The organism is Leifsonia sp. 10L418, from assembly GCF_056395445.1.
On the sequence record NZ_JBFTJN010000001.1, the window covers coordinates 523,951 to 541,827 of the forward strand.

Here is a 17,877-nt window from a genome sequence, read left to right on the forward strand (position 1 = left end):
CACAGATGGGTGGGGCAAGCCCCGGCACCTACGCGGGCGTCGAGACCGATGCCTGCACGGGCGCGGGCGGGAAGATCGCCGTCAGCAACGTGCCGGCCCAGTTGATCAGCTCGGAGTCGGCGAGCGGCTCGCCGTTCACCCGCGGCATCGGCACCGTGAGCGAGCCGTTCTGGGTGAAGTAACGGGAGCCGGGGTACATCCGCTGCAGGCGCACCTGCAGAGAATCGGCCAGGTCGGCCGGCGCGACGCGCAGGTTCGAGCCCATCGCGACGACCTCGCCGAGACCGGCCTGCTGGGCCTGGCGGCGCAGCCGGGACACGGCGATCAGGTTCTGCACCGGGGCCGGCGGCTCGCCGTAGCGGTCGGTGAGCTCCTCGAGCACGAGATCGATCTGACCGTCGACCGCGCTGGCCGAGCTCGCGCCCGACAGCTTCTGGTAGGCCTCGAGCCGCAACCGCTCACTGTCGACGTAGTCGTCGGGAATGTGCGCGTCGACCGGAAGTTCCAGTCGCAGCTCAGTTTGACCTTCGGCCACATCGCCGCGGAACGTGCTCACGGCCTCGCCGATCATCCGCAGGTAGAGGTCGAAGCCGACACCCGCGATGTGCCCGGCCTGCTCGCCGCCGAGCAGGTTTCCGGCACCACGAATCTCGAGGTCCTTCAACGCCACCTGCATGCCGGCGCCGAGCTCGTTGTTGGCCGCGATCGTCGCCAGCCGGTCGTGCGCGGTCTCTGACAGCGGCTTGTTCTCGTCGTACAAGAAGTAGGCGTAAGCGCGTTCCCGGCCACGACCGACCCGGCCGCGCAGCTGGTGCAGCTGGCTCAGGCCGAACTTGTCGGCCCGGTCGATGATGATGGTGTTCGCGTTGGCGATGTCGAGGCCGGTCTCGATGATCGTGGTCGACACGAGCACATCGAACTTGCGCTCCCAGAAGTCGACGACGATCTGTTCGAGCTGCGCCTCCGGCAGCTGGCCGTGCGCGACGGCGATGCGGGCTTCCGGCACGAGCTCGGCGAGCTGGGCGGCCACCCGGTTGATGCTCGACACCCGGTTGTGCACCAAGAAGATCTGGCCCTCGCGCAGCAGCTCGCGGCGGATCGCCGCGGCAACCTGCCGCTCGGAATACGGACCGACGAAGGTGAGAATCGGGTGCCGGTCCTCCGGCGGGGTGGCCAGGGTCGACATCTCACGGATGCCGGTGACCGCCATCTCGAGCGTGCGCGGGATCGGTGTCGCGCTCATCGCGAGGATGTCGACGTTGGTCTTCAGCTTCTTCAGCTGGTCTTTGTGCTCGACGCCGAACCGCTGCTCCTCGTCGATGATGACCAGGCCGAGGTCTTTGAAGATGATCGATTCAGAGAGCAGACGGTGGGTGCCGATCACGATGTCGACGGTGCCGTCGAGCAGGCCGGCGATCGTCTCGCGCGACTCCTTCTCGGTCTGGAAGCGCGAAAGGGCGCGCAGGTGGATCGGGAAACCGGCGAACCGCTCCTGAAAGGTCTCGAGGTGCTGGTTCACCAGCAGCGTCGTCGGCACCAGCATGGCGACCTGCTTGCCATCCTGAATCGCCTTGAACGCGGCACGCACGGCGACCTCGGTCTTGCCGAAGCCGACGTCGCCGGAGATCAGGCGATCCATCGGGATCGGCCGCTCCATGTCGGCCTTGACCTCCTCGATCGTGGTCAGCTGGTCGGGCGTCTCGGCGAACGGGAACGCCTCTTCGAGCTCGCGCTGCCACGGGGTGTCCGGCCCGAAAGCGTGACCCTTGCTGGCCATCCGTGCCGAGTAGAGCTTGACCAGTTCGACGGCGATGTCGCGCACGGCCTTGCGGGCCTTGGTCTTGGCGGCCGACCAGTCGCTGCCGCCCATCTTGCTCAGCGTCGGCGCCTCGCCGCCCACGTAGCGGCTGACCAGGTCGAGCTGATCGGTGGGCACGAAGAGCTTGTCGCCCGGCTGGCCGCGCTTCGACGGCGCGTATTCCAGCACGAGATATTCGCGCTTGGTCTTGACCGGGTTGCGCCCGCCGCTCGAAACTTCGCGTTGGGTCAGCTCGATGAACCGACCGATGCCGTGCGTCTGGTGCACGACGTGATCGCCGGTCTTCAGCTGGAGCGGGTCGACGACGTTCTTGCGGCGGCTCGCGAGCTTCTTGATCTGACGCGCGTCGTAGCCGACGGTGCGGCCGTAGAACTCGGACTCGCTGACCAGCGTGAGCTTGGTTTCCGGAATCTCGAAACCGTGGTCGATGGATGCCTTGAGCAGGTAGGCGATGCCGGGTTCCGGCTCCGCCGGAAACTCGGTGACGATCCGGGCCGGCAGTTCGAACTCGGCCAGAACGTCGGCGGCGCGTTCGACGAGACCGGCGCCCTGCGCGACGATGCCGACGGTCCAGCCGTCTTTCAGGCGGGTGGCGAGGTGACCGACGGCTCCCTCGACGCTGCCCTGGAAACTGGGAACGGCATCCGCTTCGATGCGCACGGTGAGCAGGTCGTCGATCTCGCGGTGCTCGGGCAGCACGACCTCGTCGGACGGGGCGGCCTGGAACGAGCTCAGCGTCCACCAGGGGTGGTCGGGCGTCGGCTGGCCCGGAGCCGAGAACTGGACCGAGTCTTTGAGGCGGCCCAGCGTGAGGAAGTCACCGGACTCGAGGTCGATCGGCGCCTCGGCGCCGGCGGTCGCGGCGTTCCAGGCCGCCGAGAGAAACTCGCGGTTCGTGTCGGCCAGGCTGATTGCCCGGGAGGCGACGCGTTCCGGCGAGATCACCGCGATGGCGGCGCCCTCTGGCAGGTAGTGGGTGATCGGAACGAGCCGGTCGACGAGCGCGGGAGCAAGGCTCTCCATGCCGTCGACGGGGATGCCCTCGGCGATCTTGGCGAGCATCCCGGCCAGGCTCGGAAACTCGTGCTGCATCTCGCGGGCGCGCTGACGCACGGCCGGGCTGAGCAGGAGTTCACGGCTCGGCGGCAGGCTGACCGAGTCGATCGGTTCGGGCAGCGAGCGCTGGTCCGCGACCGAGAATGCACGAATCTGCTCGACCTCGTCGCCGAAGAACTCGATCCGGTAGGGGTGCGCCGCGACCGGCGGGAACACGTCGAGGATGCCGCCGCGCACGGCGAACTCACCGCGGCGGGTGACCATGTCAACGCGTGAATAGGCCACGTCGACCAGGTGCAGGCTGATCGCGGAGAGGTCGTTGCCGCGCCCTCCCGCGGTCAGCTCGATGGGCTCGAAGTCGGTGAGGTTATCGGCGACGGGTTGCAGAGCGGCGCGCACCGAGGCGACGATGACGAGCGGATGGCGCGTCTCGGCCGGCAGCTCCTGCCACTCGCGCATCCGTCGCAAAGCGTGCAGGCGTTTGCCGACGATCTCGGCGCTCGGGCTCAGGCGTTCGTGCGGCAGCGTCTCCCAGGCGGGAAAGTCGATGATCTCGGCGGAATCCGCGCCGGCACCCACCGTGAAGCAGCCGAGGTTCTCGCGCAGTGACTCCGACTCGCGCCCGGTCGCGGTGATGATGAGCAGTGCTTCGGCCTTGCCGAGTTCGCGACGGCGTCCGAGCAGTGCGGCGAGAAGAGGGGCTCGTAACCCTTCGGTGAGCGAAAAGTCGGCGTCTCTGGCAGCGAAGCCGAGGGACTTTTCGAACGTGGAGGCGCGAGAAAGCGCTGCGATTAAGCCCTGGAGGATCACCGGTCAAGTCTAATCGGGAGCGCACCTGGTCGCCGAGCGATGGCCGCCCCATGGTCGGGACGGCCGAACACCGCTAGAGCACCTTTGACAAGAATGCCTGGGTGCGCTCCTGTTGAGGATTCGAGATCATTTCGCTCGGCTTACCCGACTCGACGATCTGCCCGCCGTCCATGAAATAGAGCGAGTCTCCGACTTCACGGGCGAATCCGATCTCGTGGGTGACAACGACCATCGTCATCCCGCTTCGGCCGAGCTCCTTCATCACGTCAAGCACCTCGCCGACCAGCTCCGGGTCGAGTGCTGAGGTTGGTTCGTCGAAGAGCATCAACTTCGGTTCCATCGCCAGAGCGCGTGCGATCGCCACCCGCTGCTGCTGTCCTCCTGAGAGCTGACTCGGATAAGAACTTGCCTTGTCGGCCAGGCCGACGCGGTCAAGCAGCTCCTTGGCTCGTCTGGAAGCGGACGCTCCGCCCTCCCCATGAACAAGCCGAGGCGCACAGGTGATGTTCTCCAGCGCTGAGAGATGGGGAAACAGATTGAACCGCTGGAACACCATCCCGATGTCCTGCCGCTGCGCGGCCGCTTCGCTCGGCTTCAGCTCGTAGATCTTGTCTCCGCGCTCTCGGTAGCCGATCAGAGAACCGTCGACAATGATTCGCCCCTGGTCGATTTGTTCGAGGTGGTTCAGGCACCGCAGGAACGTCGATTTTCCCGAGCCGGACGGCCCAATCACGCAGGCTACCTCGCCGGCAGCGATCTTCATCGACACGCCTGTGAGCACCTGATTGCTGCCAAACGACTTGTGCACATCCTCGGCGCTGACCATCGGTCTCACGTTCACGACACTTCCTTCTCACGTCGAATGCCTGCCGCCACAGGCGTGGAGGCGCTGTCTTTCGGCTCCGGTCGCGCGCTGCCGACCTCCTGAGGCGCACTGCGCTGGTCATACCCCCGAGCGAATCGACGCTCGAGAAAGTACTGCCCGACCATCAGCAACGAGGTGAACAGCAGATACCACACCGAGGCGACGAGCAGCAGTGGAATCGGGTTCAGCGTCTCAGCTGAAATGTCGCGGGAGCGGGTGTAGAGATCGAGGCTGAAGGGCACCGCGGTCACCAGCGACGTGGTCTTGAGCATCGAGATCACCTCGTTGCCGGTCGGCGGGATAATGACGCGCATGGCCTGCGGGATCACGATCTTGCGCATCGTCTTGCCCCAGGTCAGACCGAGCGCCGTCGCGGCCTCGGTCTGACCCTTGTCAACGGAGAGAAGACCCGCGCGAACAATTTCTGCCATGTATGCGGCTTCGTTCAGCGCAAGCCCGAACACGGCAATCCAGAACACGCTCACGACATCGATTGTCTCGATCTGCACCCACGGGGTCGCGAACGGTATGCCCACGTCAATCGAGCGGTAGATCGTCGACAACAAGCCCCAGAACACAAGCTGCACATACACCGGAGTTCCGCGAAACAGCCAGATGAAGACCAGTGAGACGGAGCGGAAGATCGGGTTCGGACTCTGCCGCATGATGGCGAGCAGAATTCCCAGTGCCACTGCGAGAACCATCGAGTAGACGGTCAATTGCAGTGTAACTCCCGCGGCCTGCACGATGCGCGGATCGAGGAGGTATGTTGCGAATGCTCCCCAGTCGTACGCGGGCCGCTGACTCGCGTCGATGACGAAGAGCACCAGCCCGAGGATGAGGAACACTGCAACAGTGTTTCGCCACGGATGCTTCAAGCGAATCGCCTGGGTGGGACGTGTCCCGCCGAGACCGTTCTCAGTCTGTGCTTGTTCCACAGTTCTCGTTACCGATTTCTCTCGTCACCGATTTCTCGGTCGTGCTGACTATTCCTGGGCTCCGTTGACAATGATCGTGTCGATTGCGCCACCCTCGACACCCCAGTACTCGAAGATCGACTGGTAGGTTCCCTCGTCCATGAGCTCCTGCAGAGCGACACGCAGTGATTCGGAGAAGGTGCCACGGTCCTTCGCGATCGGAGCGCCCGAGAGGGTCGAGTCGTACACCTCGGAGGTGACGAGCTTGCCGTCGCTGAGACGCGCCGCGTAGCCGACGACCGGTGAGTCGGCGACCATCGCGTCGACGCGACCGAGCGTCAGTGCCGCTGTCGCATCATCCTGTGTGTCGTAGCCGAGCACCTCGATGGGCTCCTTGCCCGCCGCTGCGCACTTGGTGTCGAGTTCCGGCAGGTAGATCAGGGGCGCAGAACCACCGTTCTGCGCGGCGACCTTCAACCCGCACACGTCGAGCTCCGACGTGATCGGGTTGTCTTTCGCCGAAGCGAACTGGTTTCCGGCGATGGCGAAGTCGACGAGGTCGAGTGTTTCCTGACGCTTCTTCGTGTCGTAGTAGCCGCCGAGGCCGAGGTCATACTTTCCGCCGAGGATGCTGGGCACGATGTTGTCGAATTTCGCCACCCGGTAGTCGGTGGTCACCCCCAGTTTCGCGGCGACCGCATCCATCAGATCGATTTCCCAGCCAATCGGGTTGCCGTCTTTGTCCTTGAACTCGTTGGGCGCATATGTCGGGTCGACACCGATGACAAGCTTGTCGGTTTTCGTGATTTCCGAGGGAAGCAGTTTGATCGCTGCGCTGCTCTCGGCGATCGTGCTGATGTCGACACCCGTTTTCCGGTCGGGATCGACCGTGCTGCTCGTCGACACTCCGATCGGAGCGCAGCCGGCCAACAGACCGACGAGGGCTCCCGCAGCGAGGCTGCTCAGGGTGATTCGTTTCATAGCGACAATGCTCCTTTGCTGTATGTGACTCAGGTGGTGCGGAAAGAACGAGAGGTGATCAGGCGATGTAGACGGACTCACCGGCGAAGAACGTTTCGAGCGTCGTGGTGGCGCCGATCTGGCTCGTGGGGTGTTCGAACGGATTGCGGTCGACGACGACGAGGTCGGCGACGTAGCCCTCTTTGATCGCCCCCGAGTAGTTCCCTCGGTTGTTGATGCGGGCACTGTCACTCGTGTACGCACGGAGGGCCGCATCGAGTGAAATGCGTTCCTGGGGAACGAAAACCTCGGAGTTGAAGTCGGGATGCCAAGACGGGTGCTGGCGGTTGACCGCGACATGGATCCCGAGCCAGGGATCGGGGCTGGTCACTGGCCAGTCCGAACCCGCGCACAGTCGGGCGCCTGCCGCCTGCAGACTTGCGAACGGATACTGCCACGGCGTGCGCTCCTCGCCGAGAATGGGCAGGTTGAGCATGACCATTTGGGGGTCGTTGGAGGCCCAGAGCGCCTGAATGTTCGCCGCAACGTCGAGTTCGGCGAATCGAGACAGATCAGCGGGGTGGATGACCTGCACGTGGGCGATGTGGTGGGTGGGTCCGGTATCACCGTTCTTCTCCCGCGACGCCGCAACCGCGTCCAGGGATTCACGCACCGCGCGGTCGCCGATGGCGTGGAAGTGCACCTGCAGACCGTGGGAGTCGAGCAGAGTGACGAAGTGATCGAGCTTCGCGGGTTCCAAGAATGACAGCCCGGTCTCGGCGTGGGAGCAGGAGTGACCGGGGACGACATACGGCGCGGTCATAGCGGCCGTCATGTTTTCGGTAACGCCGTCTTGCATGATCTTGACCGTCGTCACCCGAAAGAACTCATGCTGAAAGCGCTCCCGCAGCGCCAACACGGTATCGATCTGCGACTCGTCTTGCTCGCGCTCCCACCAAATCGCGCCGTTCACTCGTGCCCGCAGGCGGTCGGTGTCGATCGCTTCCTGGTAGGCGTCAACGATGTCAGCGCTGTGGTTGCCGTAGTCACCGATCAGGGCATCCTGCCAGCCCGTGATTCCAAACGAGTGGAGATAGCGCTGGGCCTCCAGCAGGCCTTCGAGGGATCCCCGTTTCGTGGGAGCCGGGGCAAGACGAAGCGCCAACATCCGCGCACCCTCATGGAGCGTTCCGGTCGGATTGCCGAGTTTGTCGCGTTCGATGCGGCCGTCGACAGGATCTGGGAAGTCCTTGTCGATGCCGGCCATGCGCAGCACGACCGAATTGACCCAGGCGCTGTGGTGATCACGGTTGGAGATGATCATCGGCTTCACCGTCGAGATCGCGTCAAGGTCGCGAAGATGCGGGTTGCCGCCGGGGAATGCGGCCTGCTTCCAGCCTCCGCCGATGATCCAGTCCTGGTCGGGATGCGTGCGCACATAGTCGCCGATCAGCTCCAGGTAGTCCTCCCGGTTCGATCCCGACGAGAGATCGCAGCCGAGCCGTTCGATGCCCCCTTCGACCGGATGCACATGAGCGTCGATGAATCCGGGGAGCAGCAGGCGGCCGGTCACGTCGACAACACGCGTGGCCGGAGTGATACCTGCGTCAACTTGCTCAGCGTCAAGCGTCACGATGATGCCGTCGCGCACGCCGACGCTCATCGCGACCGGGGCGTCTGACACGCCGTCGAAGACGCTTCCGTTGACGAAAGCCAAATCCAATTGCTGCACGCTGCACAACCTCATTCGTTGAAATTTCCGACCCGACGCAACGCCGCAGAAGGGCGCGTATGCACGCTCCGACTGCCACTTCGCACTAGTTGCCCTCACGGCACTAAATCGATTAACCTGGACCCTACAACCAATTCACTTAATCGATCAAGTAAAAACACTTAATCGATAAAGTAAAAGTCATTCGGTGGTGCGCACAGGAGCGGGGTGAGGGCAATGATCGGTGTCAGCGAAAGTGGGGCGTATGGCCCAGGCCTACTCACCCGGGGCAGTGAGGCTTTCTCGCACACGGAGAAGGCTGCGTTTCAATCGGAGGCAATCAGATGGCCATAACACTCGCTGAAGTCGCAGACATTGCGGGGGTGTCGACGACCGCGGTCTCCTTGGTCGTCAACGGCAAGAAGGGCGTCTCTGAAGAGACCCGGCAGAGAATCCTCGCGATTCTCGATGACACGGGGTATCGGGTCAACCGTCTCGGTCGGGCCCTTCGCCAATCAAGGACGGGCAGCGTGGGGCTCTATATGCCCAATTCCGCCGTGCACTTCGGCTACTACAACGAGGTCACCGTGGGCGTCGCGAACGCCCTGCAGCAACACGACACGTCGTTGCTCATCGTTCCCAGCATCTCGAATCAACCACGTATCGAGGTGCCGTCCGTCGACGGATTCATCCTGGTCGAGCCGCACTCTGACGATCCCGGAGTCGAGGTGATTCTGCGGCAGGACCTTCCCGTCGTTTCGGGAGATGCGCCAGACGTCGCCCTCCCCGATCCGTGGGGAATCGTCGAGTCGCCCAACTTTCAGAGCACCGTCGAGGTGTTCGACCGGTTTCTGCACCAGGGGGCTGTGCGGCCGGGGTTGCTGCTCATCGACCAGGTCTCGTCCTGGGCAGCCGAGCTCGAAAAGGCCTATCGCTGGTGGTGCGAGAAGCACCAGAAAGAGCCGCGAGTGCTCGTCCTCGACACCCATGCGTCAAATGACACTCTCGCCGGCGTTCTTCGGCCGTGGGTCGAACCGATGAGTGGTTGCGATGCGATCCTCGCGGGCGGAGACGGCATCGCCGTTCGTGTTGCGGGAATCCTGCGCACACTCGATCACCGAGTGGGCGAAACAATCAAGCTCATCTCGGGAGTGGACAGCCCGCTCATGGAGTTCCACACGCCGCGCATTACCGCAGTCGACCTTCAGCCACGTGAATTCGGTGCGGCGTGCGCTGAACTTCTGATCTCGCTTCTCGATCACCCTCGGCCGACCGTTCCGGTGCGGGTTCCGGTGGGCGCGCCTCTGCGAATCCGCGAGTCCGGCTAGCGCGCGAGGGCGCTTTTTGCTCGCTTCCTTCCGCTTCCTGCCACAAACGCGGCACGCGGAGAGGCCAGTATCCCCGCCCGACGGGGAAGCGTTATGGGCTGTGCACCTTTTGCTGCGCGGAGGCGAGACCTTCGACGGCAACCAGCTCGACGGCATCCGCTGCTTCATCGATGATCGACGGCAGCACTGCGCGCTCGGCCGCGGTGAAGTCACGCAACACGAAGTCTGCAGGGTCTTGACGACCGGGCGGGCGTCCAACACCGACGCGCAGGCGAATGAAATCGCCGGTTCCGGTGGAGGCGATGATGTCGCGCAACCCGTTGTGGCCGCCGTGACCGCCGCCGATTTTCAGCTTGAGGCTGTCGAACGGGAGGTCGAGCTCGTCGTGAATGACGATCAGTCGGCTGGGCGGAATCGAGTAGAAGCGCAGCAGCGCCGACACGGACTTGCCCGACACGTTCATGAACGAGTTCGGCTTCGCCAGCACGAGCTTGGGCCCGCCGGGAGCGGTGCGCCCCTCAGCGACCTGCGCGCTGGCTTTATGGCTCTTGAAATTCGCGTGCATGCGATGTGCAAGCTCGGCCAGAACCATCTGACCGACATTGTGTCTGTGGCCGGCGTAGCCGGGCCCGGGGTTACCGAGCCCGACTACGAGCCAGAGATTCGTGTCCAGGGGATTCCTCCGCTTAGAACGAAACCAGTTGAAAATGATTACTCAGCAGCGGGTGCTGCTGCCACTGCTTCTTCTTCGCCACGCGGTGCGTAGACGTTGATGATGAGCTGGTCGGCGTCGGTGATGAGCGAAGCGCCGGTCGGCAGGGGGATGTCCTTGGCGTGGATCTGAGCGCCGTCTTCGAGGCCCGAGATGTCGATGGTGACGAACTCGGGGATGTGGGTGGCCTCAACCTCGAGCAGGAGGGTCTTGGTCTCCAGGTCAACGTTGTTGCCCGGGAAGACCTCGCCCGAAGTGTGAACAGCAACTTCAACCTGAACCTTTTCGCCCTTGACGACGACGATGAGGTCGAGGTGCTCGATGATCTGGCGAACCGGGTCGCGCTGAACATCCTTGACGAGGGCGAGGTGTGTGGTGCCGGCGAGGTCGATCTCGAGAACCTGGTTGGCCTTGCGCAGCAGGAGGGTCATCTCGTGTGCGGGAAGAGCAACGTGAACCGGGTCGGTGCCGTGACCGTAGATCACTGCGGGGATCTTGCCGTCAACGCGCAGGCGACGTGCGAAGCCCTTGCCGAACTTTTCGCGCAGTTCTGCGGAAACCTTGTTGTCGTTAGCCATGATGGTTCTCCTTGCGGGCTTCTTCAGCCCAGTTCGTTGTCGCGAGAGTTCGCGCTGCGAGATTCGCTGTGCGAGATTCGCGGTGGATACTGGTTCAACTCGAACGCATGTCAGCGTGAGGAAAAGCCGAAGGCCTTTTCGCCGCGTCGATAACGGATGCTGCACCCTGTTTCCAGGAAGCGGCGTCCCTCGCCGAAGTTCAAGGGTCAAGTTTAGCTGATTGCGGCCACCGCCGCCGACACGCCCCCTCTAGCCCATCTGGCCACCCACGTTGCCGGTACCCAATTCAGGAACGGAGCTGTGTCGCATCCGTTTCGGGGCCGAATTCGCGGCCTGCGCCCGCGACTCGCCGCTCGGCTCCTGAATTCGGTACCGCCGCGGGCGAGGCACCCAGACCGAACGGCCCGTACGCGGTACATTTGCACCCATGCCGTCCAGCCTTCACAACCGTGTCACCGACGCCTTGGGACGCGCAGTCATCGACGGCCGCTCCCCCGCCGGAACCGTGCTCCACTCCGATGACATCGCTCAGACCCAGGGTGTGAGCCGCTCGGTCGTCCGTGAGGCAATCCGGGTGCTCGCCGCGATGGGCCTGGTCGAGTCGGTGCGCCGCATCGGCATCCGGGTGCTGCCGCCGGAGCGCTGGAATGCCTACGATCCGACGGTCATCCGCTGGCGCCTCGAAGGCGACGCCAAGGGCGCTCAGCTGCGCTCATTGAGCGAGCTGCGTTCCGCGGTCGAGCCGATGGCCGCCGAACTGGCCGCGAAGCACTGCCCCGAAGACGTATCGGCTCAGCTGATGGCGGTGGCCGCACAGATGCGCACCGTGGGGCGCGCGGGCGACCTCAACCGCTTTCTTGAGTTGGACATCCTGTTTCACCGTTTGGTTTTGCACGGCTCGGGTAACGAGATGTTCGCCAGTCTCGATGAGCCGATCGGCGCCGTGCTCTCCGGCCGCACCGACCTCGGCCTGATGCCGACGCGGCCGCACGAGACGGCGCTGCAGTGGCACGTCGATGTCGCCGACGCCATTCAGGGCGGGCACCCCGACAAGGCGCGGGCGGCAATGGAACTGATCATGCGGCGCACGATCGCCGAGGTCGAGCCGACCTGGGCTGACACACCCCGGCCGTATTTCGCCTGAGCTGTCTCCGGCGGTCGAACCCGCCAAGCCGCCGAGGGCCAATCCTTTTCGCTGCGCCCGTGGCTAATTCAGGAAATCCCTCGTCGCCAGATTCGAAATTGGCATGATTCTGCGGATGTCCCGGCCGTGATCTCGGAGATTTCCTGAGTTAGCCCCCACCACGACTAGAAGCGCAACAGCACCTTGCCCGAACGCGACGCGTCCCGGGCCAGCTCGAACGCCTCGAGGGCGTCGGCGGCGGCGAACTCGTGCGTGACGACGGGGTCGATGACGAGGGATCCGTCGGCGAGTGCCGCGAGCACCTCATCGATCTCGTCGTTGAACCGGAACGACCCAACCAGCTCGAGCTCACGGGTGATCGCCAGCGAGATCAGCGCAGGCTGCTCACCGGAGGGAAGCAAGCCCACCATCACGACGCGCCCGCCGCGCACGGCACCGCGCACGGCCGAAGCCAGACCGCGCGGACTGCCGGAGGATTCGAAGACCACATCGGCCGCGACGGAGGCGATCGCGTCGGCATCCGTGGCCGTGAGAGTGCCGGTGGCGCCGAGGCGAACCGCGTTCTCGAGCGGCAGGTCGTGCATGTCGGTGGCGATGATCTCGGATGCGCCGGCGCGCTTGGCGACGGCGACGATGAGGGAGCCGATGGGTCCGGCCCCGATCACGAGCACGCGCTTGCCGGTCAGGTCGCCGGCCCGTGCGACGGCGTGCCAGGCGACGCTGGCCGGCTCGGTGAGCGCGGCATCGCGGAGCGTGAGTCCGGCCGGAAGCGCGCGCAGCATGTGCGTCGGCAGGGCGGCGTACTTCGCAAAGGCGCCCTCGGTGTGCGGGAACCGCGCGGCGCTGCCGAGGTAGGTGCAGCCCGGGGACAGGTTCGGGCGGTCGGCGGGGAAGGCCGAGCCGTCGCCGGCGCCGGGGGTGGCCGGATGCACGGCAACGAGTGTGCCGACGGCGGGTCCGCTGCCATCGGCGGCCTGCTGCACGACGGTGCCGACGATCTCGTGGCCGAGCACCATCGGCGCCTTGAGGATCGACTCCCCCGCCGCACCGTGTTGCCAGTAGTGCAGGTCGGAGCCGCAGATGCCGCCGTAGGCGATCTCGACGAGCGCTTCGCCGGCCGACGGCTGCGGCACAGCGATGGTGTCGACGCGCAGGTCTCCGGCAGCGTGGGCGACGACGGCGAGCGTTTCAGTGGGAATTGACATGGCGACTCCTAAATGACGTGGGTGTTGCACCGCGAGACTGCAGTTGTGGTCGCTTTCATGCGATCTAAGCGGCCACTACTGCAGTCTCGCGGGATGGGAAAACTGGGGAGGACGGGTCAGGACGGGTCAGGACGGGTCAGACGACGACGGTCATGCCACCGTCGATGAAGACGACCTGCCCGTTGACGAACTTCGAACCGTCACCGGCGAGCCAGAGGGCCGGGCCGACGAGGTCTTCGATGGTGCCCCAGCGGTGCGCGGGGGTGCGGCCGAGAATCCAGGAGTTGAACTTCTCGTCGTCGACGAGGTTCTGAGTCATCTCGGTGTGGATGTAGCCGGGGGCGATGGCGTTGATCTGCAGACCGTGCTCGGCCCATTCGGCCGTCATGGCGCGGGTCAGATTGCGGATGCCACCCTTCGACACCGTGTACGGCGCAATCGTCGGGCGCGCCAGGTCGGTCTGCACCGACGCGATGTTGATGATCTTGCCCTCGCCGCGCGGAATCATGTGGCGTGCGGCTTCGCGTCCGACGAGGAACGCGCTGGTGAGGTTGGTCTTCAGCACGCGCTCCCAGTCGGCGACGTCGAGGTCGAGCATCGGCACACGGTGCTGCACACCGGCGTTGTTGACGAGGATGCGCAGCGGACCGACGGTCTCTTCAACCCAGGCGATCCCGGCGGCGACGGCGTCGGCATCCGTCACATCGAAGGCGCGCGCGAATACCCGGTCGGCTCCAAAGCGGGCAACGAAATCGGCGTGGGTCTCGGCGAGGCGCTCGGGGTTGACGCCGTTCAGCACGACGATCGCGCCGGCTTCGGCCAGGCCGTCGGCGATGGCCCGCCCAATTCCACGGCTGGATCCGGTGACGAGCGCGACGCGCCCCGTGATGTCGAAGAGTGTGGATGCCATCGGGCACCGCCTTTCAGCAAGAGGCAACAGGTGAAGCAGGTACAGAAGGTGAAGCAGGTACAGAAGGTCAAGCAGGTACAGCGGGCACAGCAGGTACAGAAAAGGGAGGGGAAGCACGCTTCCCCTCCCCAATCAAACTAGAACAGTCCGGCGACGAGGAAGATCGTCAGCGCGATGACGAATCCGATGACACCGACGAGGGCCTGACCAACGGTCCAGGTCTTCAGCGTCGTCTTGGTGTCCATTTCGAAGAACCGGCTGACCAGCCAGAAGCCGGAGTCGTTGACGTGGCCGGCGAACACCGAGCCGGCAGCGAGGCTCAGCACGATCGCGGCGAGCTGCACCGGGCTGAAGTCGGGGTTTCCGAACACGACGGGCTGCACGAGAGCGGCAGCCGTCGTGAGTGCGACGGTGGCCGAACCCTGGGCGATACGCACGACGGCGGCGATCACGAAGCCGGCAACGATGACCGGCAGACCGATCTGATCGAGTGATTCGGCGATCGCATTGCCGATTCCGCTGGCGCGCAGCACGCCACCGAACATTCCACCGGCGCCGGTGATCAGGATGACGGCACACACCGGGCCGAGGGCGCTGTCGACGACAGCTTCGATCAGGGTGGACGACTTGCCCTTCCTCCACCCGAGCAAGATCATGCCGAGGAGCACGGTGATCAGCAGGGCGACGGGGGTCTCACCGAGCATGCGCAGCACCTGCACCCAGGTGTCGTCGAGCGAGACGACGCCGGCTGTGGCGAGCATGTTGAGGCCGGTGTTCATAAAGATCAGGACGAGCGGCAGCAGCAGCAAGGTCAAGATGGTGCCGAGCTTGGGAGCGGAAGCGAAGTCAACGAAGTCGTTCGTCGTGCCCCGCAGGATCGACGGAACCGGAATGTTGTACTTGTTGCCGACGTAGCGTCCGAACAGGTGCCCCACGAAGTACCAGGTGGGCAGTGCGACGAGCAGACCGAAGATCAGCACGAGTCCGACATCGGCGCCGAGCAGGCCGGTTGCCGCGACGGGGCCCGGGTGCGGCGGCACGAAGATGTGCATGACCGAGAAGGCCACGGCCGACGGGAAGGCGTACAGCAGGAACGATCCGCCCAGGCGGCGAGCCACCGAGTAGATGATCGGCAGCATGACGACCAGGCCGGCATCGAAGAAGATCGGGAAACCGAACATCAGCGAAGCAACGGCGAGGGCGAGCGGGGCACGCTTCTCACCGAACTTGCGGATGAGGGCATCCGTCAGCACCTGTGCGCCGCCACTGGTTTCCAGCATCCGGCCGAGCATCGCGCCGAGACCCACGAGCAGAGCGACTGTTGCCAGCGTTCCACCGAATCCGTCGGTCAAGACCTTCACCAAGGCCGCGTTCGGGATGCCCGTGGCGATGGCGGTCAGCAGGCTGACCAGGATGAGGGCCAGGAATGCGTGAACCTTGAACTTCATGATCAGCACCAGCAGCAGTGCGATCGCTCCGGCGGCAATGCCGAGAAGCGCGGGTGTCGACAACACCCAGTTCATCTCTAGATCGGTCATCAGTGTCCTATCTCTTTCATGATTTCCGCGACGATCTCGTCGGGGGTGAGCGTGAGCGAAACGCGCGTTCCGGCCTCGTCGGAGGCCAAAGGCTCCAGCGCGGCGAACTGCGAATCGAGAAGTGTGGGGGGCATGTACTCGTGGTTGCGGTGCGAGAGGCGCTCGGCGATCAAAGCCTGGGAGCCTTCGAGCTGCGCGAAATACAAGGTGGGAACCGTCTCACGCATGAGGTCGCGGTAGCTGCGCTTGAGCGCTGAACAGGCGACGACGATGGGCTCGCCGTGGGAGGCGGCATCCGCGATGACCTCGGCGATGCGCGCCAGCCAGGGCAGACGGTCGTCGTCGGTAAGCGGATGCCCGGAGGCCATCTTGGCTTTGGCTTCGACACTGTGCAGGTCGTCACCATCGAAAAAGCGCAGACCCAGGGCGACGGCGAGAGACCGGCCGATAGTGGATTTCCCGCTTCCCTGAACGCCCATCACGCAGATGGGGTACTGGATTTCATCACTCATTGACGCTCCGCTACTTAGATCAGATGCTGCTTTGGATCTGTTCATTTCGCGTTCAGCGTTGAATAAATCAGATTTCAATGTCAAACGCTAACATTTACATCTGCTCTGTCAAAATCACTCGCCAGGCGCCGTCGGCGGCATCCGCACCGGTGACGCAGTAGCCTTGACGTGGTCTGAAAACCAGCAACCTGAAGGAGCGAACGTGGCCGAAACCGGCGCAGCACAGGCAAACATTGGCGTAGTAGGACTGGCGGTGATGGGCTCAAACCTCGCCCGCAACCTGGCCAGCCGCGAGGGCAACACCGTCGCCGTGTACAACCGTTCCCCCGAACGCACCCGACTGCTCACCACTGAGCACCCCGAGGCCGGCTTCGTCGCCTCCGAGACCATCGAAGGCTTTGTCGCCTCGCTCGCCCGCCCCCGCACCGCCATCATCATGGTGCAGGCCGGCAAGGGTACCGACGCGGTCATCGACCAGCTCACCGCGCTCTTCGAGCCCGGTGACATCATCGTCGACGGTGGCAACGCCGACTTCCACGACACCATCCGTCGTGAGCAGACGGTGCGCGCCACGGGCGTGAACTTCGTCGGCGCCGGCATTTCCGGTGGCGAAGAGGGCGCTCTCAAGGGCCCGAGCATCATGCCCGGCGGCTCCGTTGAGGCGTACAAGACCCTCGGCCCGATCCTTGAGTCGATCGCCGCCGTCGTCGACGGTGTCCCCTGCGTCACGCACGTGGGCACGGATGGCGCCGGTCACTTCGTCAAGATGATCCACAACGGCATCGAATACGCCGACATGCAGCTCATTGCCGAGGCCTACGACCTGCTCCGCCAGGTCGGCGGGCACTCCCCCGCCGCCATCGCCGACATTTTCGCCGAGTGGAACACGGGCGAGCTCGAGAGCTACCTGATCGAGATCACGGCCGAGGTGCTGCGCCAGGTTGACGCCAAGACCGGCAAGCCGTTCGTTGACATCGTGCTCGACGAAGCAGGATCCAAGGGAACCGGCGTCTGGACTGTGCAGAACGCTCTCGACCTCGGCGTTCCCGTCGGCGGCATCGCCGAAGCGGTCTTCGCCCGCGCCGTGTCGAGCCACCCCGAGCAGCGTGGACCGGTTCGCGCCACCATCACCGCCCGCCCGGAGATCGCCATTGTCGGCCACACCTTCCAGGACGACGTGCGCGCCGCGCTCTACGCCTCGAAGATCGTCGCCTACGCGCAGGGCTTCGACGCCATCATCGCCGGTGCCGGGAAGTACGACTGGAACATCGACAAGGGCGCCATCGCCACGATCTGGCGCGGCGGATGCATCATCCGTGCCCAGTTCTTGAACCGCATCAAGGATGCCTACGCGAACGACTCCTCGATCACGAGCCTGCTCGTTGACCCGTACTTCGCCCAGGCTGTCGCCGACGGCGAAGCGGCCTGGCGCCGGATCGTCTCGACGGCCGCACTGTCTGGCATCCCGGTTCCCGGCTTCGCGTCGGCCCTGAGCTACTTCGACTCGCTGGCCAGCCCGCGTCTGCCCGCCGCCCTCGTGCAGGGACAGCGTGACTTCTTCGGTGCGCACACTTACAAGCGCGTCGACATGCCCGGCACGTTCCACACGCTGTGGTCGGGCGACCGCACCGAGATCGAGTCGGCGGGTTCCTCGCACTAGTTCGCAGTAATCGCACCACTCGCACCACCACTTTCGCCGAGTGTGACCGTCACGGTCACCCTCGGCGTTCGTGTACCCGGCTGCGCCCGCTCACGTGCGCTGCGACATCCGTGCAGACAAAAACGCCCGCGCCCCGAGATTGCTCCGGGGTG

The 17,877-nt window shown here is 64.6% G+C and carries 14 protein-coding genes; 3 read left to right on the plus strand and 11 right to left on the minus strand.

Annotation, left to right across the window (positions count from 1 at the left end; all coding sequences use genetic code 11):
* Positions 1–28: 28 nt before the first annotated feature.
* From mfd to AC1DCF_RS02465, 5 genes are all read right to left on the minus strand, one after another.
* Positions 29–3,685 carry a transcription-repair coupling factor gene (gene mfd, locus AC1DCF_RS02445; RefSeq protein WP_477209621.1) on the minus strand — a complete coding sequence of 1,219 codons (3,657 nt, stop codon included), beginning with the start codon at positions 3,683–3,685 and terminating at the stop codon, positions 29–31.
* A gap of 73 nt (positions 3,686–3,758) precedes the next feature.
* The gene (locus AC1DCF_RS02450) at positions 3,759–4,511 is read right to left on the minus strand and encodes an amino acid ABC transporter ATP-binding protein (protein WP_477209824.1); all 753 of its coding nucleotides are present in this window, start codon (positions 4,509–4,511) and stop codon (positions 3,759–3,761) included.
* An 11-nt stretch (positions 4,512–4,522) separates the two neighbouring features.
* Positions 4,523–5,398 (minus strand): amino acid ABC transporter permease, encoded by an 876-nt coding sequence (locus AC1DCF_RS02455; RefSeq protein WP_477209622.1) that lies wholly within the window; start codon positions 5,396–5,398, stop codon positions 4,523–4,525.
* A 138-nt stretch (positions 5,399–5,536) separates the two neighbouring features.
* Entirely contained in the window at positions 5,537–6,448 is a 912-nt protein-coding gene (locus AC1DCF_RS02460) for an ABC transporter substrate-binding protein (RefSeq protein ID WP_477209623.1), read from the minus strand.
* 58 nt (positions 6,449–6,506) lie between these two features.
* A complete protein-coding gene (locus tag AC1DCF_RS02465; RefSeq protein ID WP_477209624.1) occupies positions 6,507–8,159 on the minus strand; it encodes an amidohydrolase in 1,653 nt (550 codons plus the stop codon).
* Between the two features lie 323 nt (positions 8,160–8,482).
* Here AC1DCF_RS02465 and AC1DCF_RS02470 point away from each other — a divergent pair, with 323 nt between their 5' ends.
* Entirely contained in the window at positions 8,483–9,466 is a 984-nt protein-coding gene (locus AC1DCF_RS02470) for a LacI family DNA-binding transcriptional regulator (protein ID WP_477209625.1), read from the plus strand.
* Positions 9,467–9,557: 91 nt separating this feature from the next.
* Here AC1DCF_RS02470 and pth read toward each other — a convergent pair whose 3' ends face one another.
* Positions 9,558–10,139, minus strand: a complete 582-nt coding sequence (gene pth / locus AC1DCF_RS02475; RefSeq protein WP_477209825.1) for an aminoacyl-tRNA hydrolase — start codon at positions 10,137–10,139, stop codon at positions 9,558–9,560.
* A 38-nt stretch (positions 10,140–10,177) separates the two neighbouring features.
* Positions 10,178–10,756: a 50S ribosomal protein L25/general stress protein Ctc gene (locus tag AC1DCF_RS02480; protein WP_477209626.1), complete on the minus strand. Its 579-nt coding sequence runs from the start codon at positions 10,754–10,756 to the stop codon at positions 10,178–10,180.
* A 427-nt stretch (positions 10,757–11,183) separates the two neighbouring features.
* On the opposite strand from AC1DCF_RS02480, the gene AC1DCF_RS02485 reads away from it, so the two are divergent.
* Positions 11,184–11,900, plus strand: a complete 717-nt coding sequence (locus AC1DCF_RS02485) for a FadR/GntR family transcriptional regulator (RefSeq protein WP_441792640.1) — start codon at positions 11,184–11,186, stop codon at positions 11,898–11,900.
* Between the two features lie 164 nt (positions 11,901–12,064).
* Here the strand turns inward: AC1DCF_RS02485 and AC1DCF_RS02490 are convergent, their stop codons facing one another.
* The 4 genes from AC1DCF_RS02490 to AC1DCF_RS02505 form a co-directional block, all read right to left on the minus strand.
* Complete coding sequence (locus AC1DCF_RS02490) at positions 12,065–13,105, minus strand: L-idonate 5-dehydrogenase (protein WP_477209627.1); 1,041 nt, start codon at positions 13,103–13,105, stop codon at positions 12,065–12,067.
* Between the two features lie 136 nt (positions 13,106–13,241).
* A complete protein-coding gene (locus AC1DCF_RS02495) occupies positions 13,242–14,015 on the minus strand; it encodes an SDR family oxidoreductase (RefSeq protein WP_477209628.1) in 774 nt (257 codons plus the stop codon).
* Between the two features lie 137 nt (positions 14,016–14,152).
* Complete coding sequence (locus AC1DCF_RS02500; RefSeq protein WP_477209629.1) at positions 14,153–15,553, minus strand: GntP family permease; 1,401 nt, start codon at positions 15,551–15,553, stop codon at positions 14,153–14,155.
* Positions 15,553–16,065, minus strand: coding sequence for a gluconokinase (locus AC1DCF_RS02505; RefSeq protein ID WP_477209630.1), 513 nt, complete (start codon positions 16,063–16,065; stop codon positions 15,553–15,555). The genes AC1DCF_RS02500 and AC1DCF_RS02505 overlap by 1 nt, the downstream gene beginning before the upstream one ends.
* 256 nt (positions 16,066–16,321) lie before the next feature.
* On the opposite strand from AC1DCF_RS02505, the gene gndA reads away from it, so the two are divergent.
* Positions 16,322–17,725 carry an NADP-dependent phosphogluconate dehydrogenase gene (gene gndA, locus AC1DCF_RS02510; RefSeq protein ID WP_477209826.1) on the plus strand — a complete coding sequence of 468 codons (1,404 nt, stop codon included), beginning with the start codon at positions 16,322–16,324 and terminating at the stop codon, positions 17,723–17,725.
* The last annotated feature ends 152 nt before the right edge of the window (positions 17,726–17,877 follow it).

What these genes read in the sequence shown, in the direction of transcription:
- AC1DCF_RS02450 (WP_477209824.1), bottom strand. Translation starts at nt 4,511, where the DNA reads ATGGTCAGCGCCGAGGATGTGCACAAGTCGTTTGGCAGCAATCAGGTG.
- AC1DCF_RS02460 (WP_477209623.1), bottom strand. Translation starts at nt 6,448, where the DNA reads ATGAAACGAATCACCCTGAGCAGCCTCGCTGCGGGAGCCCTCGTCGGT.
- AC1DCF_RS02470 (WP_477209625.1), top strand. Translation starts at nt 8,483, where the DNA reads ATGGCCATAACACTCGCTGAAGTCGCAGACATTGCGGGGGTGTCGACG.
- AC1DCF_RS02480 (WP_477209626.1), bottom strand. Translation starts at nt 10,756, where the DNA reads ATGGCTAACGACAACAAGGTTTCCGCAGAACTGCGCGAAAAGTTCGGC.
- AC1DCF_RS02485 (WP_441792640.1), top strand. Translation starts at nt 11,184, where the DNA reads ATGCCGTCCAGCCTTCACAACCGTGTCACCGACGCCTTGGGACGCGCA.
- AC1DCF_RS02490 (WP_477209627.1), bottom strand. Translation starts at nt 13,105, where the DNA reads ATGTCAATTCCCACTGAAACGCTCGCCGTCGTCGCCCACGCTGCCGGA.
- AC1DCF_RS02495 (WP_477209628.1), bottom strand. Translation starts at nt 14,015, where the DNA reads ATGGCATCCACACTCTTCGACATCACGGGGCGCGTCGCGCTCGTCACC.
- AC1DCF_RS02500 (WP_477209629.1), bottom strand. Translation starts at nt 15,553, where the DNA reads ATGACCGATCTAGAGATGAACTGGGTGTTGTCGACACCCGCGCTTCTC.
- AC1DCF_RS02505 (WP_477209630.1), bottom strand. Translation starts at nt 16,065, where the DNA reads ATGAGTGATGAAATCCAGTACCCCATCTGCGTGATGGGCGTTCAGGGA.
- gndA (WP_477209826.1), top strand. Translation starts at nt 16,322, where the DNA reads ATGGGCTCAAACCTCGCCCGCAACCTGGCCAGCCGCGAGGGCAACACC.